We start from the raw sequence: 22,164 nt of genomic DNA on the forward strand, positions 1-22,164 counted from the left end.
AACGACTGCGTCAGACGGGGCGGTCTTTCATTTTTTTACCTTCTTCTCCTTCTCTTTCCTTTGGGTGGTTGGGGGGGGCTATCGTTTCATTTCACGGCACGTTCGGCCTGAAATGGATTGACCATCCGTGGGAGCTGCCGCTTCAGCGCAGAGAATCAGACCAGATGTATTGGGCAGCGTTGTGTCCTGTATTTTGTCAAAGAGCGGGGTGATGCATTGTTCTTTTGCTATCCGTTCAGCCCGAGGATCTGTCGGGTCTGGTCCACGGTGGCTGCCGGGCGATCGTATTCCCGGGCGATTCTCACCACGCGCTCCACGAGCTGGGCGTTGGAGACGGCAAGCTCGCCTTTGCGGTAATAGATGTTGTCCTCGATGCCCACGCGTACATGGCCGCCCATGGCGATGCTGTGCATGGCCATGGGAAGCTGGCCGCGTCCTAAGCCCGCAACGGCCCAGGTCTGGCCCTCTTGGAGGCGGTTCACCAGCATCACGAGGTTGGAGATGGTGGCTGCCATGCCCCCCGGGACCCCAAGGACAAAATCCATGTGGTGCCTTTCCGGGACCAGGCCTTTTCTGACCATGCGCGTGACGGTCTCGAGCTGACCGAAGTCAAACACCTCCAGCTCGGCCATGACGTCGTTGTCGGTGATGGCCCTGGCAATGGTGGTGATGGTTTCCTCGGTGTTTTCGTAGATCTCGGAGCCGAAGTTCATGGTGCCCATGGACAGGGTGGCCATGTCGGGTTTTAAGGACACCGGATCGCAGCGCAGCTCAACGGGGGTGCCCACGGCACCGCCGGTGGAGTACTGCAGGATGCAGTCGCAGCGGTTGCGGATCTTTTCGGTGACGGTCTCAAACACGTCGACGCGCTGGGTGGGGAGCCCGTTTTCATCGCGTACGTGGAGGTGGATGATGCTGGCACCGGCGTTTACCGCTTCTTCGGCGGCCTCCGCAATCTCGTCGGGTGTCAGGGGCAGGTTGGGGTAGGTGTCCCGGGTAAGCTCCGCTCCCACAATGGCTGCCGAGATGATCAGGGGCGTGTTACTCATGGCGAATCCTCTGGGCGTCTTTGGGGGTGACACAGGTGCCGCTTGCCCTGCACACAAGAACAGGCTCGGCAAGCAGCTCCGCTGCGGTCTCTCCGTGTTCGGGGGTGGGGGCGATGACCTTCCACGCTTCGAATTCCATGCGTCTGCTGGTGCCCCCCACCTTGACGATGCGGCCCTTGGCCTCGATGTAATCCCCTGCCCGCACCGGGGCGAGGAACTCCACGCTGTCGTAGGCGCGGAAGAGGCCTTCGTCGCCGTCGTACTTGATGAGCAGCTCTGTTGCCACATCTCCGAAGAGATTGAGCATGCGCGCTCCGTCCACAAGCGACCCCGCGTAATGTGCGTCGTGTGCGCTTATTCTGATTCGAATCAGTGATTCTGCCAGTGTGTTCATGTCGTCTCCTGAATTAACGTCGTCATCGCAATGGATGAACCGGGTGTGTTTCGTGCATCTGATTTTTTCTGCTTTCACGAAGCATTAGCTTCTGCCTTTGCGTTTCACCAGCTGGGTGGCGATGTAGGATCCCACGTGGGAGGGCACGGTGCCCGGGCCGAAGCCCGCGTCGTAGCCCAGCTCCACGGCCAGGTCGTTGGTGACCCGGGGGCCCCCTGCCAGCAGGACAAACCGGTCCCGCATGTTCTCCGCTTCAAGGAGCTCGATCATCTCGGTGAAGTTCCGGATGTGGGCGTCCTTCTGGGTGACGGTCTGGCTGACCAGGATGGCATCGGCATCCATCTCAACGGCTTTTTTGAGAAGCTCTTCGCAGGGGACCTGGGCCCCTAAGTTGCAGGCGTCCATCTCCGGGTAACGTTCCAGGCCGTAGTCCTGGTTGTAGCCCTTCATGTTCATGATGGCGTCGATGCCCACGGTGTGGGCGTCGGTGCCGATGGAAGCTCCCACCACGGCCACTTTGCGGTTGAGGCTGGTCTTGATGAGGTTGTTGATCTCGTAGAAATCCAGGCGCTCCACCTTGGCCTCGGAGGCGTGGACCTGGGAGAAGTCCAGCTCGGGCTGGGCCTTGCCGAAGATCACGAAATAGGTAAAGCCCTCGGCTATCTCCTTGGAAAAGGAGACGGAGACATCGGTGAGGCCGAGTTTTCCGGCGTAGAGCTCCGCGGCTTTTTTGGCCCGGTTCTGCCTCGTGTCCGGAAGGGTGAAGGCCAGCTGGACAATGCCGTCGTTCAGTGTGTCGCCATAGGGCTTGATCATCTCCTTACTCATTGATGACTCCTTCTTTCTCAAGCTGTTCCAGGATGGGGTTCTTGTAGGAGGGACCCTTGGCAAAGACCCCTTCAAGCCCTTTTCCGCCGTCGTCGGCACGTTTGATGTCGGCAAACCGGCCTTCGTTGATGGCAACGGTAAGGCCCTTCTGGCACACCTCGGTGAGGAAGTGCTCCACCTGGTCGAGGACCTCCTGGGCCCGCCTGGCGATGATGCCGTCCTTTTTGAACTCGATTTCGTCCCCCAGGCCCCGGGCATTGTTGAAGACGTAGTTGATGGAGTCGATGGCCTGGTAGCGGTCCTGCAGGAGCGGTGTGTGGATGGCCTCGGTGAGGATGCCCGCCAGGTGGATGCCCTGGCCGGTGGTGACCGAGGCCAGGTTGAACATGGTGTCCATGCAGTGGGAGAAGAAGATGTCGGTGCTCTTGTACTTGGTGGGCGGCATGTACTTTAAAGGTGCGTTGGGGAAGAGCTGCCGCGCGATCTGGGCGTGGGCCAGCTCATAGAGAAAGCCGTTTTCAATGGAAGGGTTGATCTCAAAGGCATGTCCCAAACCCAGGAGGTCGTCGGTGAGCAGAGAATTTTTGCCCATGGCCTCGTTGATGAGCTGGGAGGCGGTGACGGTGTAGGCGTTCTCCACGGCATCGGAGGTGGTGAGGTAGTTGTCCTCGCCGGTGTTGATGATGATTTTGGCCCGGGAGCAGATGAGCCGCGAGAAGTGCTGGTCGATGAAGGTACGCTTTAAGTTGATGTCCCGGAAGAGGATGCCGTACATGGAGTCGTTCAAGAGCATGTCGAGATCTTCCATGGCCGCGCAGGCTGCGATCTCGGCCATGCAGAGGCCTGAGGCGTAGTTCACCAGGCGGATGTAGCGGTCGTTCTCCTCACAGGCTTCGTCCAGGGCTTCGCGCATGATCTTGAAGTTGGCCTGGGTGGCAAAGGTGCCGCCGAACCCTTCGGTGGTGGGGCCGTACGGCACGTAGTCCAGAAGGGACTGGGCCGTGGAGCGGATCACCGCGATGATGTCGGCGCCGGAGCCCGCAGCGGCCTTGGCCTGGAGGCGGTCTTCGTAGATGTTGCCCGTGGCCACGATAAGGTACTTCCAGGGCTGGGGCCCCTCGGGGTATTTCTTCAGCTTTTCGGCCTTGGCCCTGCGGGTGGCATCCAGGCGGCTGATGGCGGCGGCGCAAAGCTGCTTCTCTTTAAGGGCCACCTCGTCCTGGGAGAACCGGGTGAGGTTCCCGAAGTCGATGCGGCCCTGTTCGATGAGCTCGGCGGTGGTGACCGGATCCCGGCCGGAGTCCAGGACGGCGGCTGCAAAGTGACCGGATACGCCGTCGTCAAGGCGGCCCTTTTCCTGGAGGATCTCCACCAGCCGGTTGGGAAGGGGCGTGCCCTCTTCGTTGACGCCGTCCACGCCGTACAACCTCAGCACGGCACGTTCAACAGAGACCGAGGAGTAGCGGTCGATCATGGATTGGACCTGATCGGCAATGGTTTTTGCCTTGGACTTCAGTCGGTCGATCTGCTCGTGATTTAAATCAATTGTTGCCATAGTGCATATCCTGATTCATGGGTCCGCCGGAGGTGACATCCCCGGCTTCGGGTTATTTCGTGCCTTCAACCGTTTCCCTGATGCGCGCCTTGATGCTTTCGGGCAGGGGAAAGCAGAGGGCAAGCTCCAGGGGCTTGCGGTTGGCGCGCACCGCAGACGCGGCATGTTCAGACGAGATGTGCTCCAGCCTGTAGGGCATCAGGGATGCCAGGTTGGAGAGATCCATGGCTTGTCCTGCCTCATCTGCAAACTCCACGTCGAGCATGCGGAAGAGGCGAGGGGTGTTCATCTCCAGCACCCTGGGGTAGTGGGTGGTGCAGAAGAAGATCAAGGGACGTTTGCCGTAATTGTCGATGAAGATGCGGGAGAGCTCCGCACCGTTTACCGGGTCGGTGGAGAGAAAAAGCTCATCGGCCAGGATAAAAGCTCCCTCTTCGGGCTCCCGGGCGAAGAACTGGAGCTCTTCCCCGAAGGAGGAGAGGTCTTTGCCCATGTCCCCGGACGATTTGAGGAGCAACCGCACCGACTCCGGGTAGTGCAGGGTGATGGCATCAGCCGGTACCGGAAGGCCCGTGCGGATGGCGGTGAGCAGGAAGTAGAGGGTCTTGAGGACCGTGGTCTTGCCGCTCATGTTGGCTCCGTAGAGCACATTGGAGCCCGGGGCCAGATCGATGGAGAGGGGAACGCAGCCCCTGCCTTTCTTTAGGGCAAGGGCAAAGGAGCGCCCCTCTTCAAGGTGAAATCGGCACCCGTCCACAAATTTGGGGAAGGCAAGCCCCTCCCGCTGCTTTACAAACACGAGGGTGTAGAGAAGACAGCGTTTTTTCCGTTCTTCGTACAGGGTGTAAAACGCGTTGAAAAAAGGGACCATCTCAGCGTTGATCTCCGCCAGAAGACCTTCGGTGCAGACTTCCAGCTCTGCGGTGAGGGCCTCTTTGGCCGCGACTTTTTCCAAGAGGGAGGCCCCGGGGCGGTGGTCCAGGCGGAGGGTCTCCCCGGTTTCGGTGACCTGCAGAAGCGAGCAGCTCAGGGCCTTTTCAAGGAGCGGATCGCTCCCTTCCATCTCCCGGGGAAAGGGGTAGATCATGCGAAGGCCCATGGCCTTTTCCACCGCCTGTTCATGGGCGAGGATCTCTTTGTTCAGGCTTTTTTCAACCTCTTCCAGTTTTTTTCTGATTCGTGCTGTGGCCTCGTTGACGGAAAGGGCTGCGCCTTCCCGCTCCGTATGGCGGAAAAGGACCTCGCGCATGCCGTTCAAGGCCCCGTGGGATTCCAACGCTGTGGGCAGAGTGTGCTCAAGGGCGGTGAGCTCTGCCGTGACGGAGAGGAACCGGTTCAACTCAAAGAGATGGAACTGCTGGAGGCCCGCCCCCTCAAAGTGGGGGAGCAGAGACTCCAGGCGGGGAAGCCTTGCGCTTATCTTGATGAGTTCGGAAAGGGTCTCCGGGGAGAAGGTTGCCTCGATCCTGCCGAGGGCCTCAAAGTGCGCCGCCCCTTCGGCTTTTCCCATGGGCTCCAGGATGGTTGCGGGGATCAGGGGCAGGCCCAGATCGAAGAGGGCGAGATAAGCGTCGAAGGCCAGCTCCTCTTTAAGAGCGCGGGGTATGAGGTCCTGTCTAAATTCCAATGCCATGGGTACCGTCCCTGAAGAGGTTGTAAACTTCTGCGTCAGCCGGAAGCAGGCTGCGATCAAAGGGGGCCTCTTCCCGGATGAAGATCCGCTTGACCTTCACCGTGTGAAGGAGGCGAACTTCCGGCTTGAAAAGGAGGGCTTTTCTCGGGCCTGCGGAGACGTTCTGGTAGAGGGTCATGTTGTCGAGGACCAGGGTGAGCCCTTTAAGGGGCGCCAGGTACTCGGCCAGGGTCAGGGTGAGGGCGCCGTTTAAGTAGAGCACGGCAGGCCGTGCCCCCAGCTTGCCCAGTTTGTCGTGGAGGGCCTTGTCCGCAAAGGGCATAAGCTCTCCGTGATGAATGACCGAGCCGTCTTCATCAAAAAGAATGGCGCGGGTGGATTTTCCTTTTTCCTCGTCTATCATCCGGGCCACGTTGCCGCTGCAGCCCTGGAAGGAGAGAGCGGAGAGAAAGGCCTCGGCTTTGCGCCTCTGGGGCTCCCGCTTGGAAAAAAGCACCGAGAAGTAGAAGGCGTCGCAGAGCTCGGGGCTCGCCAGGAACTGCCGGTCGATGGAACCGTCCACAAGGAGGATGGACTCCGAAGGGATGAGCCCTGCGAGTTTACCTTTTAATAGGGACAGCTCCGTTCCGGTGTTGGGTCCTTCCAGGAGGATGTCAAAGGCCAGGGTGCACCGACCCAGCACCAGGGGCTTTGCAAAACGCGGCGGCACAAAGGTGGCCCAGGTGTCGTATTTGCCGGTGTGGCCGGTGAGGTGCTCTCCGGCCGTCACGAAAAAAGAACCGGGCATCACCCGGATACCGGGCTTGATCCCCCCGTCAAATTCATCGGTGGTCTCGCCGTTGATGCCGATGGAGGTGAGGAGCAGGGTCTGACCCCTGCGCACCCGTTCGGCATACACGGCGTTGAAAGCCGTGGTCTTTCCGGCGTTTTTATCGGTTCCGATGAAACAGTACGTTTTCATGAAGGGACGATGCCTCCGGCGGCCAGGGGATGATCCCCTGGACCCCAGGTTGCGCTTACTCTTGCCCCTCGTTCCTCGGGGCAAGAGTAAGCGCGAAGTTAATCGTTGAAACAATCAAAATCCTGTTTGGCAACCTTTTTAAAAGGTTGGCCCCCGGCAGGGTCGCCGGAGGCGTTTTTTTCTTGTTAATCCCGCTTGCGGCGCTGGAGGTTGGCGGGCTCCAGGTAGAGTTTCTCGCCTGAGAGGAGCTTGGCCACGCCGTCCAGGGGTTTGTACTGCTTTTCGTTTTCCTTGCAGATGTTGCAGCGCCCGCAGTTGGAGAAGACTTCTTCGGGCTGGGTGTAGGTGGTGATGACCCCTTCGTAGTTCCGCAGGGCAAAGCGCCGGTCGGACTGGGAGAGCAGGTAGTTGGGCATCACAGGGATCTTGCCGCCGCCCCCGGGGGCATCCACCACAAAGGTGGGCACCGCCATGCCGGATGTGTGGCCGCGCAGGTTTTCGATGATCTCCATGCCCTTGGTGATGGAGGTGCGGAAGTGGGAGATGCCCATGGAGAGGTCGCACTGGTAGATGTAGTAGGGCTTCACGCGGATGCGAAGCAGCTCGTGCATGAGTTTTTTCATGATGTTGGGGCAGTCGTTGACGTCCCTTAAGAGCACGGTCTGGTTGCCCATCTGGATCCCGGCGTTGGCCAGGCGCTCACAGGCCTCCTTGGAGTCTGCGGTGATCTCGTCCGGGTGGTTGAAGTGGGTGTTCACGTATAGGGGGTGGTACTTTTTCAGCATGTTGCACAGGTCGTCGGTGATGCGCTGGGGCATGACCACCGGGGTGCGGGAGCCGATGCGGATGATCTCCACGTGGTCGATGGCGCGGACCTTTTTAAGGACGTATTCAAGAGAGTCGTCCGTGAGGGTAAAGGGGTCCCCGCCGGAGATGAGCACATCACGCACCTCTTTGTGCTCGCGGATGTAGTCGATGCATTTGTCGATGGAGGCTCGGGAGAGGTGGGTGTCATGGTCGCCCACCATGCGGCGCCGGGTGCAGTGGCGGCAGTTCATGGAGCAGATGTGGGTGACCAGAAGCAGCACGCGGTCGGGGTAGCGGTGTGTGAGGCCGGGAACCGGGGAGTCCACATCTTCGTGCAGGGGGTCGTCCTGGTCATCGGGAGCCACGTGGAGTTCGTTGATGGAGGGGACGGCCTGAAGGCGGATGACGCCGCGGTGGTAGTCCTTCTCCATGATGGAGGCATAGTAGGGGGTGATGGCCATGGTGAATTTTTCAAGGCACTTTTCGAGATCCTGCTCCATGGATTTGTCGATGGGCATGATCTTTTTCAGGGTGGGGATGTCGGTGACAACGTTTCGGAGCTGCCACTTCCAGTTGGTCCAATCCTCTTCGGGAACGTCCTTGTAAAGTTCGATTTCCCTGTAGTCGTGACGCTTGTACTCTTTCATGCGGTGAAAACCCTCTTGTGTGCTGTTGAGCTGACAGTGACGATTCTATGCCGACGCCGGAGGGGAGTGCGTGAGGGAGAAGGAGAGTGGGAGGAGAAGCAGCAGGAGGAAGAGCGGGTCCCTTGGCGTATTTTAATTTGTCTTATACGTAAAGCTTTTCGTACATCTCTCTGATATCGCTTGATTCTCTAACGACATTCAAGGCGATCTCAGCGTGGCCTGCGGTGTAGCCGTTGCCGATGATCATGTCCACGTCTTTGCCGATGCCTTCGGCGCCGAGGGCGGCCTTGGTAAAGGAGGTGGCCATGCTGAAAAAGTAGACAACACCCTTGTCCCGGCACATCATGATGGAGGCCAGTTCGGTGTTTTCTATGTTGACGCAGTTGATGATGACGTCGGCCAGTTTGCCGTCGGTGAGGGTGCTGATGGTGTCGTAGCAGGTGAGGGCGTCCGAGGCGTCGAGTTTGACGACGTCGTCGCAGATGCCCAGGGCTTTCAGTGAGGCCACCCCTGCATCGGAGTATTCCACACCGATGATGCGGCCGGTGACGCCTGCACGGCGCTTGGCTTCCCAGGCGCAGAGGATACCGGATTTTCCGCCGGCACCGATGATGACGGTGGTGTCGCCCTGCTTGACGAGGCGGGCGGTCTGTGCGGGGGCGCCGCAGACATCGAGAACGGCCAGGGCCAGGGTCTCGGGCATGTCTTCGGGTAGCTTGGCGTAGAGGGAGTTTTCAAAGAGGACGGCCTTGGCCTTTACCTTGACCTGGTCGGTCTCTTTCTTCACCTCCAGGATCTCCTCGATGGCAAGGGGCGTCAGGGACAGGGAGACGAGGCTGACAATGCGGTCTCCTTCTTTAAGGGGGCAGGTCTCTTTGAGCTTTTCCCCGACGGCCTGGACAGTGCCGATGAGCATGCCGCCGGAGCCGGTGACGGGGTTGTGCATCTTGCCTCGATCGCCCACGATTTCAAGGATTTTTGCCTTGATTTTGTCGTCGTCGGCCCCCACCTCGGTCTTGATCTGGGTAAAGCTGGCAGAGTCGATGTTGAGGAACTGGACGTCGATGAGGAGTTCGTTGTCCCAGATGCGGTTTAAGTTGTTGTCGATTTTCCGGGCGGGCTGGGGAAGGACACCCTTGGGTTCCACCACCCTGTGGGCGCCGAAGGGGTTGCCGTTCTTGATCACTTCCAAAGACATGGTAACACACTCCTTACATTATTGAATAGCTGCGGTATGGTCCCCAGGATATGGGGTACGACAGTTTGAGCCGGTGTCGGTGGCCGCTCAGTTGGCCACATTGCCGCAGACCCCGTGAAAAAAGAGGTCCACATAGCTGTCGGCAATCTCCTTGATGGAGAGGGGGCCTTCCGGGTTGTACCAGTATGAGATGCCGGTACACATCTGGAGCAGGGCCCGGGAGGAGATGGTGACGTTGTCCATGGCCAGCTCCCCCTTATCTATTCCTTCCTGAAGCATATCTTTGTACAGCCGCTCGTAGCGGTCTCGCATTTTGACGATTTTTTTGTAGTTGGGGACTTCCAGGCTGCGGAGTTCGGCGTCTGCCACGTAGGTCTCGTCGGAATCCACGGTGTGGTATTCCACGTGAACGCGGATGGCTTTGCGCAGCTTTGCAAGGGGGCTCTCCTCACCTTCGATCTCCCGGGAGACCTTGGTGATGAGGTTGGTCATGGTGTACTCCATGATCATGAAGAGGATCTCTTGCTTGGAGTTGAAGTGGTGGTAGATGCTGCCGCCCTTGACGCCGGCACGCTTGGCCAGTTCCCGGAGGGTGGAGCCGCTGTAGCCTTTTTCTCGGAAGAGATGGGCGGCTTCGCGGAAGATGATGGTCTTGCGTGTGGAGATGGTCGTGGTGCTCATGGCCGGCGATCCTTGTTCTTCTGGTTGCAGATCATACGGGCGGCGAGTTGCCGATACAAAACCTAACGTTTGTTAGGTTAGTTTCATGGATCGGACAAAGTCAAGAAAAAAAGAGCAGGGAATTGCGAAATATATTATTGCTCGAAAAATAGTTGTTTTGGCATGTTTTTAGCTTGTGATTACAGAGTTTTTACGACCGTTTAAAATGATGGCCTGGCGTGGCCCTGTCTTGAACGGGTTAGGTCGGGGTTGGGCTTTTGCGAAGTATAGCTCGTAACTACCGTGTTGTTTCTTCTGTGATGCTATGGCTCTATCATTTTAAGACTCTTGACAATATTGTTGTGGCGAGATTATATATCCCTCTACCTAACGCTTGTTAGGTAATCGTGGCAGGCCATGTGCGGGGTATCCCCGGTGGTTTTGCCCGGGATCTTCTATCGGTTTTCAAGGAGATCCGAAATCCGTTTGATGCAGCCCTGATCACGAAACCATCCTTCTCAAGCCCGGCAGGCTCCCAAGGGTGACAGCCGGCATGTTCCTGGGTTTCCGGGGCGTATACCATGACGCGGTCGCGACTATTAAGGATTTGGCAGGATGAACAAAATCACGACAATGAAGGACGCTGTGGCGCGGATCGAAAGCGGGATGACCGTAATGATCGGCGGGTTTATGACAGTGGGCACCCCCGAAGCGCTGGTGGATGCCGTCGTCGAAAAAGGGGTGACGGACCTCACCGTGGTCTGCAACGATGCTGGGGTCCCGGGCAGCCATCGAGAAGCTGATCCGAAACGACATGGCTTCCTGTTTTTATGCGTCCCATGTGGGGCTCAACCCCGAGTTCGGCAAGCTGATGGCCGAGGAGAAAATCGACGCTGTTCTGGTTCCCCAGGGCACCCTGGCCGAGCGGATCCGTGCCGCAGGCGTGGGGCTCGGCGGAATTCTTACCCCCACCGGGGTGGGAACCCACGTGGAAGAGGGCAAAGAAAAGATCACCGTGGACGGCCGCGAATTTCTCCTGGAGCCGCCCATCAAAGGGGACGTGGCCCTCATCAAGGCTTTTAAGGCTGACAGGCAGGGCAACCTTGTGTTCCGCAAATCGGCCCAGAACTTCAACCCGCTCATGGCCATGGCCTGTGATTATGTGATTGTGGAAGCGGAATTCCTGGAGGACGTGGGGGCCATTGACCCGGATCACGTGATGCTGCCGGGTATTTTTGTCGACGCAGTGGTAGGAGGGTAGACAACATGGCAGAGAAAATCAGCAAGCGCGAGATGATCGTCAAGCGAATCGCAAGGGAGTTCAAGGACGGCGACGTGGTGAACCTGGGCATCGGCATGCCCACCATGGTGGCCGACCACGTCCCCGCCGATGTGGAGATTTTTCTCCAGTCCGAAAACGGTTTCATCGGCATGGGCCCCTGTCCGCCCCAAGGCCAGGAGGATCCCGATCTGATCAACGCCGGAAACAAGCCGGTGACCATCAAGCAGGGCGGCTGTTTCTTCGACAGCGCCACCTCCTTCGGCATCATCCGCGGCGGCCACGTGGACGCCACGGTCCTGGGAACCCTTGAGGTGGACCAGGAGGGCAACATCGCCAACTACATCATCCCCGGCAAGATGGTGCCGGGCATGGGGGGCGCCATGGATCTCTGCACCGGTGCCCGCCGCGTGATCATCGCCACAGACCATGTGAACAAAAACGGATCGTCCAAGATCCTCAAGCGCTGCACCCTTCCCCTCACCGCCGTGGGCCAGGCAAACCTTATCGTTACGGACATGGCAGTGATGGAGGTCACCGACGCGGGGCTGGTTCTGAAAGAGGTTGCCCCGGGCCTCACCGTAGACGACGTGGTGGCACACACCGATGCCGACCTGATCATCCCCGATGAGGTGCCCGTCATGCAGGTGTGTTGACCCGGATCGCTCAGTAAGAACGCGTCCGACCTCCATAACCAGTATTCTTTGCTTCTCAGCCGCTCCCGATTATGTCGGGGGCGGCTTTTTTGATTGCGCCTATCCTGAAGTACTCGGCCACGTGTCATGCCCCGTTGGTTCATAGCCTATTCCTCTTTTGTCTGTGTGTACATGTCGGTATAACCGCCTAAATTGCCGACCCCTTTTTGTGTCATAATATCTTGCTGCTATAATTCTTGACATTCAAGTTTCCTTGTAGTTATCTGAGCAATGATTCGCGGTTGAAAATCGTCATGAACTGCTGCGAAACAGGGCCATACTTTACTTGCGACAATAAGATATCCTCTGCATGGGCGGTCTCCATAAAAGACATTATTACGTTTTGCCGCCACCCAGCGCCCGCGTTGATAAGCCGAAACCCTGTAGGATGGGCAAAGGCCAAGCCGAATCCATTGGAGTGGCGACACCCTTGGCGCGTTGCCGTGGGCCAGGCTGTAGACGCAACAAAGATGGGCACGCTCCGCTTTGCCCATCCTACGGGCCGCCAGCCGACGACCGGTGGCGAGAACCCGAAACCCTGTAGGATGGGCAAAGGCCAAGCCGCATCCATCGGGGTGGCGACACCTTTTGCGCCGTGCCCATCTGTCCTCGTAACAAAGATGGGCACGCTCCGCTTTGCCCATCCTACGGTCCGCCACCCAACGCCCGCGGCGATAACTCTCCCAAAGTACGCCTGGAATCGGCGAAGGCAAGCCGCACCCATTGGAGTGGTGACACCCTTGGCGCCGTGCCCATCGAACGTCACGAAAACCTAATTGATTTAAAATTGAATGTTGCCTGAATAATTATACTGCGTTGAATCGACTTGATCGAGAGAGGAGAAAACCATGGAAAATGGCAAGGTGGATGTCCTGAAGAAAATCGCGATGGTCGCCCTTGTTGTCGCATGCCTTGTCTTTTTGCTTTCCGGAGGGGACGAGGACGACCAAAGGCGGGCAGAGGCGAGCAACACCAAAACCGTTGCGAAAAAAGAGTCTGTCCAACCACCGCCCTTATATGAGGTAGCGCCCGACGGGACATTCGAGATCAAAGAGGAGATCTACGGTGACCCGGGAATTTTTGATAGCCCGAGGATTCAGTTTGTTCACACGGATCCGACGATAAGAGACTGTGATTCGGTTTGGAGCGTGAAAACTGACGGGACAGATTTAAGGCGAGTGCTTTCCAATACGCAGCTTTCACCGGAGGGCGATGCCATTATCATGGATACACCGCGGCGCTCGCCCGATAATCGGTATATTTGTCTCACCCTTGATGATGACGCCAACGGATTTCATAAGGTGGTTTACGATTTGAAGATGGGGAGCCGGGATGTGATAACCCGGCACGGCCAATCAAGAAATATGGGATGGCAAAATGATTGCAAAACAATCGTTTTTTTTGGTGGTGGTGGGCTGACAAGTAAAAATGAGCGCTTAACAAAGCTCTATAAATATGACGTAAAGACAAAAGATATTACTCTCTATGATTGGTCCAATAACGTTTATTTTAGTATTAATAACTTTTTCATCTATCCACCAACAAATAAAATTGTTGCTGATGGACATGAACGGTCTATTCCCTTGAAAGATGGTGGGCTTCGAGGCTCAGAAAATTTAGTCAAAACTTATGGCGTGTGTATTTTTAATTCCGATTGGTCCAAGCACAGGATGTTGGTCACTGATGGAGGATATTGTTTTGATATATCTCCAGATGGACAAAAGATAATTCGGGGGAATGCGTTGGATTATTTTACGGTGTATTCAACACAAAATGGTGAGATTATGTCACGCTTCGAAAGTGGACAGTATATTCCAATTTTTGCGGAGGATTCTGATCATGTCTATACTCCAAAATACAATGGTTTTGATAAAAACAGAATTTCGGACGGTGGCTACTACTATCAAGCTGCCCATTGAGCCTGGGAAATATAACACTCATCAATATTTGATGGAGGCGGTTATGCAGATAGCCAACAAGCGGATCGACGGCGCTATAGATGAAAAGCTCGTGTTAACAGGATATTTCGATGGAATAGATCGTATTTCCAAACTCGAACCGGTGAAGAATTTCTTTGTCTACAGCAATGTCAGCTATAATTCGAATATCGACGCCTCGACAAAAAAGATGCATCTGGTTGCCTGCACTACCAATAGCTACGGGGCCCTAAAAATACCGGTTTACCAAGACATTTGGGGGGGTGGCGCTTGGTTTAGTGGAGACCCATCATCTGGTGATGCCCCCCGCCGGGATGATTGCACAGGCCTCGGCGGCCTACACATATGAGACGAATGATTACAATTGGGCGAAGCAGATCGGGGACGCAATTCGCCAGATACCTGATTTGGAAACGATGTCCTTCGAGTCCCAGTGGATCCCTTTTGATCTTCTTCGTGAACCAAGGGACATTCCTCAAGATGGAAACGATGAGGATGAGGGGTACCGAAAGTGGTACCAGAAGAAAAAAATTCATCATCACGGCATCAAGGGGATCGTTATTCCCAAAACCCGAGCTGTGTATTTTTTAGTGGATGCGAAATATGAAAAATCGTGGATAACGATTTATATCAATGGCAAAAAATATCATGATGGGACGTTTGCCAAGTTTCAGGTGTCTCAATTTACCAAATCAAAGGGCCTGTATGGGTACGTTCTCTACGGCAGTGATAAAACCCTCCCTGTAGGGCAGTACCGCATCGACGTAGAGGTGGGCAAACGGTCAGAATCAGAGTCAAAGCGCTGGCACCGAGGAACAGCCGAATCCGGCCGATACACCATCATTGATTACGTCCGCTTTCCCATAAGAAGCCACTTTACGGAGATGGACGTGATCCTGTGCGATCCCGTTTCTGCAGAAGAGGCCCTGGTCACGCAGTTTCCAGACCAGTACATGCATCTTGTGAGGGACGCTGTTGATGAGGGGGCCGACGGTAAAAAGGAGGGCGGTAAAAAGGTGCCTCCCGCCGGATTCGACAGGTGTGCGGCCATGCTCAAGCGTAAAAAAGAGATTGCAGGGCTTATCCATGGGGTGGCCTTTGCGGATTCGGGAACCAGTCTGACGTTTGCCTTGGGAAAGGCATTGCAGGACAGAATGAAAGTAGCGGATGTTAAAACCGCTGATTCAATGGATCTCGCCTTCAGCACCATCAAAACCTGGGAAAGCATGAAATCCTTCAAGGAGTGCGGCACCAGGGTGCTCTCGTATGCCAAGGGCGACCACAAAGTAGATACCGTGCGGAGCGCGCTAAAAAAGAGTTATTTGGGGAAGGGGTTTCTCACGACCGGGCAGGAGATTGAGCATTTTGATGCCACCGTGGCTTCGAAAATAAGCAAGAGGGTTTTTCGGTTTGACCTTCCCAAGGCGAGTCAGCATATTTTGACGCCCATCAATCGGCTGATGAAGCCGGTTGAGATCGCGTCGAGCATCTCCAGTGCCATCGGAAGCCTTAAGGATTATTCATCCGCGTCCCACTCCCTTGAGGTGTCGGTGGATCAGTACCAGAACATAGTGCGGGATTATTTCAACAGGACCTTTTTCATCGATCAGGAAGAGGAGAAGGGCGGGGAGACGTTTTTTGCGGAAGAGTCCATGGAGCAGGTGTTTTACGACAGTGACCTGTTTGAGGTAACCGCCCAGTACAAGGGGCCGGTGGACACGGCGGTTGGGTACCTCCTTGCTCACCGGGACGACGTGTCGCGGGTTGTGTTTGTCAAGGGGTATACGGACTCCACGGCATCGGCGGCCCATAACCTGGAGCTTTCGTTCAGTCGGGCATCCGGGGTGAAGCAGGCCATGGTTGAGGAACTCCGCAGCCGCAAAGACGCCGGTGAAAAGCTTCACCTGAATGCTCTCTCCGATCGCATCCTCACGTTGGGGTACGGAGAAAAATACGCGGGTCAGGACACAGGGGACGAATCCAAGAAAGCGGCCAACAGGCGGTCTGATATCCATTTGGGTGTGGGGGCCTGGTCCCAGGGTGGATTCCGTGAGGGCATGGAGTATCTTGAAAAGCAGAGAAAACTCACCGTTGCCAACATGCTGGGTATGGATAAGGCCCGGAAGAAGTCGCTGTTGGCCATTTTTGATGCGGCTTTGGGCGTTGCATCCGTTGTGCCGTTGACAGCAGCCCCTGCCCTTTTCCTTGCGGCGAGCTTGGAACTGGGCAAGGCAGGGCTTCAACTTTACGACAACGCCTTTACCGTTGTGGACAACTGGATGTTTGACGGGTTGATGAAAAGGATCAAAACCCTGGAAAAGGAACTTCAGTCGTTTACCAAGAACTCCCACGGAAATACCCTTCTCATCATTGATGAGAAGGTGACAACCACAAATTTATCCGCCGATGAGTTCGTTGAGAGCATCGATTTGATGGACACCAATTTTCGTATCCGTTCCGAAGCTGTTGCCGGGTTATTCAATCTCCTCTACAGGGCACAGCTGTCGGCCTGTGAAAAGTACTGGCGGGATACCGGTGAAAACCCGAAAGAGTCCCCCATTGAACGGGTTCAGCATGAACTTCGAAAGAACCGGGTTGCCGAATACATCGCCAATTTTATCTTAAACGACGGGTGGTCCTTTCCCCTGGAGCGCCATGAACGCTCATCCCTGGCCGAGTTCTGGCAGCTTGCCGTGAACACAAAAGGCGTTGAGCAGGACGAAGAAGGTGTGCTGTCCGTTAGTTACAGGGGGAATTTCTTTCTTGATAAGGATTTTTTCTTTCTTGGTGAGGGGCTCACCATGGGGCATGTCAGCTCCCCTCCCGGGAATGACGGTACACCGGATGAGCAGGCGGAGGCCCTCTCTTTTAAGGGGCGTTACAGGGGCGGAACCCCTTATATAACCGCATCCTACCGGATTGCCCACGGGGTGCGCCGGCTGGACCATGTGGTGTCTGATTTCCAGAAAAATTTTCCGATACACACCATGGATTCAAAGGATGTCAAACGACTATCTGAGATGTTTGCACCCACACGTGCCGGTGAATACGGTGAGGATATCTATGAATACATGAACATCTACACCCGGCGACGTGAACAGAAAAAAGATGAAGACTGGGTACCCATGGCAACGCGGCGCCGTAGGAGTGTCTACACCAATTTGCACATGCCCGACGGATCGCCCATGGATGAGAAATATCATTTTGATGCCCTGAGCCCCTTTGATCAGGTGCGGGTGATCGTGGTGCTGAAAAAGGAGTATGCCTTAACCTGCACAGCCTCCATCCAGCTCCACAGGTGGGATGAGAACAGAGCAGGCATTAAGTTTAAAACCATCATGCGCCCCCTGACCAAGGCTGAGCTTATCACCGATGAGGAGAAAGCCTTTGAAGGCCGCATCGGATTTGTGTTTGAGCCGTTTTACCAACTGGCGTCCCAGACCGTCCGTGGCATCAAGCCCATGGCAGGGTTCTCAATGAATCTGATGCCCATGTTTCTGTACGAGGCCATGGGATTGCTGGCGAATGTTCCGTATTATCTGACGGTCATGGTTGCCCATGCACCGAGAAGCAGACGGGTGATCTGTTATCCGGAAAGCCATGATGACTTCACGTCGATGATGGAAAAAGGCAGTAGCGACGACGGGTGCTTCCATTTGACCGTTGACCCTGACAGAGCGCATGTCATCGACCCCGCATGTCTCTCTGTTCTTGAGAAGAAGATGTATGGGGATGCCGGGTATAAAACAAACGGCGACGGGCATTACCTTGTGAAAGACGAAGACCTGTTCCTGGAAAAGGATTTCCTCAACTCTCTTACTTCTTCGGATGCGTATCCCACACTGATGGAAGACGATATCCATGCAACAATCCTTATCAAAGTTGGGGACAGTGACTGGATGAACGGGCATATGCTTTTCCGCGACGATGGAAAGGGTGACACCAACCTCACATTGGGTGATTTTACATGGGATCAGTCTGTGGAGTTCATGGTGATTGCTTCCTGTGAAAAGGTGACAGAGTCAGCCAAGGAAAACTATGAAAAGAGGGGCTTCGACTGGAAGTCCATCCCCGCAACCATTACCCTTTTTCAGGACAGTGCTTTCAATAATATCCAGGGCCCCACGTATCAAAGCATAGGGAATATGAAGTATTTAGGCGAGGCAACCATGCGGCGAAATGACATTGAGTTCACCAACGCCTACACGGGCAAGGAAAAGAAAAACGCTTCCTTTAACGAGCTCATTTCCTGGTTTGAAACACCCTCCAAGCAGATACACGCCGGAGCGCTTATGGGCTCTTGGGTGACCCTCCGTAAAAAAGATAGCGTTGACCTGACAGTAACCAAAGAGGACTTTTGTTTTAACGCGACCAAGTACGGCGAAAAGAGGGATGTTTTTGCAGCCCGGTTTAAGATGCACTACACCTCACTCCATGGTGTGCATATCAATGGGATTCGTCCCTTCGGAAAGATGATAAAGCCCGGAAAGCACTATAAGTATTTTATGGAAGTAAGCACGCCGGACAAGTCTGGTCTTCAATGTGAGCGATGCAAGATTAATAACAGGGCTTGGATGACGTGCACATTCAAATTCCCTGCACCCAGCAACTACAATACCCCAGATGACAAGAAGGCCCCGTGGAACCGTGTCCCCAGCCCGGCCAAGCCCCTTTTGTATGAGCAGGAGCCGTTGACCGTGAAAGAGTGGATCACGGATTACAGCCAGGTGATCAAACCGGTGAGGCGGGCCGGATGCATGGAACCCATTGATCCGTCTTGATGGAAACCTGAGCAGTAATCCGTTTTAACAGCTCATTTTGTATAACGTGTGCCGATCAGCGTCGATAACCCGGTTTGTAGCCTTTGATGGCGCAAAGGCAAGCCTCATCCATTGGGGTGGTGACGCCCTTGGCACCGTGCCCATGGGCCTTCGCAGCGAAGATGGGCACGCTCCGCTTTGCCCATCCTACGGGTCGCCACCCGACGACCGGTGGCGAGAATCCGAGACCCTGTAGGATGGGCAAAGGCAAAGTCGCATCCATTCGGGTGGTGACACCTTTTGTGCCGTGCCCATCGAACGTGACGAATTTCCTGTTGAGATAAAAATAGATGCAATCTTGATGGTCTTTCCCGCCTTTAACACCTCGCATTTATGCCACCTTACGACATCTCCGGTAATTTAAAATTAGAGAAATCGCCCTTGAAGGCCCGGCTTGTTTTGTATTAAGTTTATATGATGCATTCAAATGGTCGGGGACCCCGGCTCGGCTCGGGACCGAGTGGGGGAGGGACAGGTGCTTTTTTACGGGTAGGTATCGGTGGGGGCGTTATGTTTCATCAAGGGTTTTTAAAGGCAACGGCCGGGCTTGCCCTCTATCTGACATGGCTCAATGCCATACCCCTTGAAGGTGTGCTGCTGCCATCGTGGGCCGATTCTCTGCATGTGTACCATTTCCTGTCTGTTCACACAGTGGCCCTTTTTCTTTGCTCACGGCTCTCTTCTTCACTTTTGAATGCTGTGTCTCAATACGCCTTTCTGCTGCTTGGGGTGCTCAGTGCCTCTCTTCTGGCGGTTACCTCCCACACCGCTATTCTGTTTATGGCCATGGGCATCGTCTCCGCACCCCTTGTGGTGGGGGTGATGAACACCTTGAGGGCCGCCCCGCAACCCCTGTTTGCATCAGCCTTTGCCTGCGTCGCAGGCAACCTGATCCCCTTGTCCGTCTACTGGCTTCCGGTGGCCTTACCCGCGAAGCTCGGGGGCATGAGCGTGGTACTGTTTATCGCCGGGCTCTGGATGCAGGGGACCATCTCATTTTCACATGTCCGTTTTAAGCCCACGGCCCCGGCTCCAACCCTGTGGGCGCGTCCCTTTTTGGCGGTGTACCTGTTGTTCTCCGTTTTTTATGTCACCGGAGGACTCATGCACGGGTACCTCGCCCCAGCCCTTGCCGAGGCCGGGGACACGAGCCACCTCTATACCCTGGCCTACTTGGTAATGCTGCCCCTTACCGTTGTTATACTGAAAAAGTCCCATGACGCAGCCATCTACCTTGCCGTGATCCTGGGGATCGTGGCGTTTTCCATGGTGGCCTTCAACGCCCTTCTCCTGCTTCAGATAGGGATGTTCGCAAGTTATGCATCCTTCGGGGTCTTTGATCTGCTGGTCATTGCCCTGGTTATTGCCCCAAGGCGGACTCTGGCCGAACAGTTCTGTATGATGGGGTCCATGTGCGGGGGGATTTTTCTGGGCAGCCTCATCGTGTCCCTTTTCAGCCCTTATCTCTCTATTCTTATGGTGGTGGCCAACGTGGTGCTGGTGCTCACCCTGGCCCTTTTTTCCCATCTGAAGATCCAGGTCCTGGTCCATCGCCACGGGAGCGGAACCGGACCAGAAACCTGTCTCTGTGCTGTCGGATCTCCTGCCCAAAGGAATGTTAAAGCGCATCTCCGATAAGGAGAAGGCTGTGCTTTCCCATGTGGTGGCAGGCAAGACTTACAAAGAGGCCGCCGAGATTGAGGGCATCGCCGAATCCACTGTGAAAACCTACATGCAGCGCCTTTTCCAGAAGTTCGATTGCAAGAATCGCAAGGAACTTCTGGAAAAGGTATATGCCTACGGAGCCTCTTCAGAGGAGAACTCCTGCGCCCCCAAATCTATGGATTTGTCCTGAATCCCATATGAAAACCGAAGTTGTGATCGGCATCGCCTTCCTTTTCATCCACCCAAAGGAAAATTCCTTCGTGGGGATATACCCCGAAAACCCCTTCTTCGCGCGTTGCGCCGCTCATTTTGTAAAAGACCCCGTCTTCGCATTGGATTGTTGCCCCGTTGATGAGGCTTCCTAATGTGAGTGCCCCGGTTGTATCGGTTTGTCTTCCAATCAACATCATATTGCGGTGCCCTGTAAAGCTGTTGGATCCCGTGTTGATGACAAAGCCCGGGGTGATGAAATCCGCCATGGTGTTGACATTGGTGTCCGTGAAATCCGGAAAGGGTTCCGTGGGTTGTTTCACCAGCAAGGTGACCCCCGGGTCGTCCGGGGAGGCATGGGGCGCCACAAGGATGGTTCCCTCGCATGTCGGAAAGACGGTCAGGCCGTTGGGGCCGGAAAGGGTCCCGTCTGCGCCGTAGGCAAGGGTGGCTGGGGTGCCATCATCGTCGTAAGCGGCTTCTTTGTTGTTGGCGTCCCAGGTAAAATGAAGGTCCGTGGGCCAGCTGTCGGTCTCGAATTCCCCGGTGTTGTTGCGCGTGAAATACATCATAGCGTAGTCTCCGTCGATGGCGGGCGTTTCCGTGCTTTTTTTGATGAAAAAGACCATGCCCGTGTCCCCGTCATTCGGGGAAACATCGCTGAGGACCATGAGGGACTTGTCCGTGTTACAAGCCCCCTCTACACCGGCTTCACCATCAACTTTTAAGATGCCTGTGTCAGAGAGGGAATAGTCATAGACCGTGCTGCCAACATCTCCGTTGTTGGTCTGTGAGATGGTGAGGGTGACGTATCCGTCCGCAATAAACCGGGCTGAGCCCCAGTTGACCTCCGAGGTCTCGTCGGTGGTGGCTGTGTTGAAGTCCACCACATGGTAATCATAGCCGTATACTTTATCTGTCAGCTCAGGCAAGTTGTTCATGTTTAAGGGCGTGGTCAACGTGGCTCCGTTGGTGTCCAGGGTTGCCTCCACAATCACCTGGTCCGATGTGGACTTCAGGGTCAGGGTCCCGGACGCCCCGTCGATCTCAACCCGTACAGCGTCCAAAAGAGCGTCAATGCCACGGCTGTTGGCTTGGAATTCACCGCAGATAAGATCCATGTCCTTGGCGCCGTATGCCTCCAGAAGGGGGGCCATGACCGCCTTGAGTTCATTTTGTGCCTTGGTGATCTTCGCTGCCGTCACGGTTGACAGCTGGTTCATAATGGTTGCGGGGTCGGCCCCGCCCAGAAGCGCCGAGGTGATGGCCCCGGTCAACGGTGTGATGTTGATGCACCCGAAGTCCATGGAGACCGAATAGAACGTGTCTCCATTGCCGTCGGTTACCTCCACGGCAAAAGGCGGGGTGAGATCATTGCCGGTGATGCTGTATTTTCCATTCCCGTCGGTTTTGGCGGCCAGGCGTTTCCCGGTGCTGTCCACAAGGATCACATTTGCATTGGCCATGGCAGCCCCTTTGGCTGCCACACCGGTGATGGTGCTTGACGTCGCTGGCGTGCTGACCGGGTTGTCGCTGTCTCCGCAGGCCACGAGGGTAAGGGCCATCAACACCATCAGCAGCCTCTTCATCCAGTTTGTCTTCCCGTGAATCTTCATAAACGTACCTCTCCAGTTGTCGGGTTTGTCTGTGTGGCTCCATGACCTTTGGAGACACCCTCAGTCAGGGCGACGATCCTTCGCCCGTATCAGGCATGCCCCATCCGTGGGTAACCTATGGGATCAGATTTCACGTTTTTAAGAAGAGGGTAAAGTCGTCCCACTGTAAACCGACATGATTTTATGTCGTCCCTGATGTCGTCTTGTGTT

At 55.6% G+C, this 22,164-nt stretch carries 17 protein-coding genes and 1 pseudogene; 8 read left to right on the forward strand and 10 right to left on the reverse strand.

Going from position 1 to position 22,164, the window contains the following annotated elements; all coding sequences use genetic code 11:
• Positions 1-227 precede the first annotated feature (227 nt).
• The 9 genes from kce to ACOYW2_RS10110 form a co-directional block, all read right to left on the reverse strand.
• Positions 228-1,049: a 3-keto-5-aminohexanoate cleavage enzyme gene (gene kce / locus ACOYW2_RS10070; RefSeq protein WP_482770305.1), complete on the reverse strand. Its 822-nt coding sequence runs from the start codon at positions 1,047-1,049 to the stop codon at positions 228-230.
• Positions 1,042-1,443 carry a 3-aminobutyryl-CoA ammonia lyase gene (gene kal / locus ACOYW2_RS10075; RefSeq protein WP_482770306.1) on the reverse strand — a complete coding sequence of 134 codons (402 nt, stop codon included), beginning with the start codon at positions 1,441-1,443 and terminating at the stop codon, positions 1,042-1,044. The genes kce and kal overlap by 8 nt, the downstream gene beginning before the upstream one ends.
• 84 nt (positions 1,444-1,527) lie before the next feature.
• On the reverse strand, positions 1,528-2,271 hold the full coding sequence (kamE, locus tag ACOYW2_RS10080) for a lysine 5,6-aminomutase subunit beta (protein WP_482770307.1): 744 nt from the start codon (positions 2,269-2,271) through the stop codon (positions 1,528-1,530).
• Positions 2,264-3,826, reverse strand: coding sequence for a lysine 5,6-aminomutase subunit alpha (kamD, locus tag ACOYW2_RS10085; RefSeq protein WP_482422800.1), 1,563 nt, complete (start codon positions 3,824-3,826; stop codon positions 2,264-2,266). Before kamD ends, kamE begins: the two co-directional genes overlap by 8 nt.
• Positions 3,827-3,878: 52 nt before the next feature.
• Positions 3,879-5,459 carry a P-loop NTPase family protein gene (locus tag ACOYW2_RS10090; RefSeq protein WP_482770308.1) on the reverse strand — a complete coding sequence of 527 codons (1,581 nt, stop codon included), beginning with the start codon at positions 5,457-5,459 and terminating at the stop codon, positions 3,879-3,881.
• Complete coding sequence (locus tag ACOYW2_RS10095) at positions 5,443-6,420, reverse strand: hypothetical protein (protein ID WP_482770309.1); 978 nt, start codon at positions 6,418-6,420, stop codon at positions 5,443-5,445. Before ACOYW2_RS10095 ends, ACOYW2_RS10090 begins: the two co-directional genes overlap by 17 nt.
• 185 nt (positions 6,421-6,605) lie before the next feature.
• A complete protein-coding gene (gene kamA / locus ACOYW2_RS10100) occupies positions 6,606-7,874 on the reverse strand; it encodes a lysine 2,3-aminomutase (protein WP_482416431.1) in 1,269 nt (422 codons plus the stop codon).
• A 142-nt stretch (positions 7,875-8,016) separates the two neighbouring features.
• Positions 8,017-9,072 (reverse strand): L-erythro-3,5-diaminohexanoate dehydrogenase, encoded by a 1,056-nt coding sequence (kdd, locus tag ACOYW2_RS10105; protein WP_482422803.1) that lies wholly within the window; start codon positions 9,070-9,072, stop codon positions 8,017-8,019.
• Positions 9,073-9,159: 87 nt separating this feature from the next.
• Positions 9,160-9,753 (reverse strand): TetR/AcrR family transcriptional regulator, encoded by a 594-nt coding sequence (locus ACOYW2_RS10110; protein WP_482422804.1) that lies wholly within the window; start codon positions 9,751-9,753, stop codon positions 9,160-9,162.
• A 654-nt stretch (positions 9,754-10,407) separates the two neighbouring features.
• Here ACOYW2_RS10110 and ACOYW2_RS10115 point away from each other — a divergent pair.
• The 8 genes and pseudogenes from ACOYW2_RS10115 to ACOYW2_RS10150 all read left to right on the forward strand — a co-directional run.
• Positions 10,408-10,461: pseudogene (locus tag ACOYW2_RS10115) on the forward strand (hypothetical protein); the annotation flags it as partial.
• A 40-nt stretch (positions 10,462-10,501) separates the two neighbouring features.
• Positions 10,502-10,993: a CoA transferase subunit A gene (locus ACOYW2_RS10120; protein WP_482422805.1), complete on the forward strand. Its 492-nt coding sequence runs from the start codon at positions 10,502-10,504 to the stop codon at positions 10,991-10,993.
• 5 nt (positions 10,994-10,998) lie between these two features.
• Positions 10,999-11,667: a 3-oxoacid CoA-transferase subunit B gene (locus tag ACOYW2_RS10125; protein WP_482770310.1), complete on the forward strand. Its 669-nt coding sequence runs from the start codon at positions 10,999-11,001 to the stop codon at positions 11,665-11,667.
• 887 nt (positions 11,668-12,554) lie between these two features.
• Positions 12,555-13,625: a hypothetical protein gene (locus ACOYW2_RS10130; protein ID WP_482770311.1), complete on the forward strand. Its 1,071-nt coding sequence runs from the start codon at positions 12,555-12,557 to the stop codon at positions 13,623-13,625.
• Positions 13,626-13,668: 43 nt separating this feature from the next.
• The gene (locus tag ACOYW2_RS10135) at positions 13,669-13,992 is read left to right on the forward strand and encodes a hypothetical protein (protein ID WP_482770312.1); all 324 of its coding nucleotides are present in this window, start codon (positions 13,669-13,671) and stop codon (positions 13,990-13,992) included.
• Between the two features lie 325 nt (positions 13,993-14,317).
• Entirely contained in the window at positions 14,318-18,424 is a 4,107-nt protein-coding gene (locus ACOYW2_RS10140; RefSeq protein ID WP_482770313.1) for an OmpA family protein, read from the forward strand.
• Between the two features lie 738 nt (positions 18,425-19,162).
• Positions 19,163-20,101 (forward strand): hypothetical protein, encoded by a 939-nt coding sequence (locus tag ACOYW2_RS10145; protein ID WP_482770314.1) that lies wholly within the window; start codon positions 19,163-19,165, stop codon positions 20,099-20,101.
• Between the two features lie 10 nt (positions 20,102-20,111).
• Positions 20,112-20,318: a helix-turn-helix transcriptional regulator gene (locus ACOYW2_RS10150; RefSeq protein ID WP_482770315.1), complete on the forward strand. Its 207-nt coding sequence runs from the start codon at positions 20,112-20,114 to the stop codon at positions 20,316-20,318.
• Here the strand turns inward: ACOYW2_RS10150 and ACOYW2_RS10155 are convergent.
• Positions 20,302-21,954 carry a hypothetical protein gene (locus tag ACOYW2_RS10155; protein ID WP_482770316.1) on the reverse strand — a complete coding sequence of 551 codons (1,653 nt, stop codon included), beginning with the start codon at positions 21,952-21,954 and terminating at the stop codon, positions 20,302-20,304. The two genes, ACOYW2_RS10150 and ACOYW2_RS10155, sit on opposite strands and share 17 nt — an antisense overlap.
• Positions 21,955-22,164: the final 210 nt, after the last annotated feature.

Source organism: Desulfoluna sp. CLI2B, from assembly GCF_056847375.1.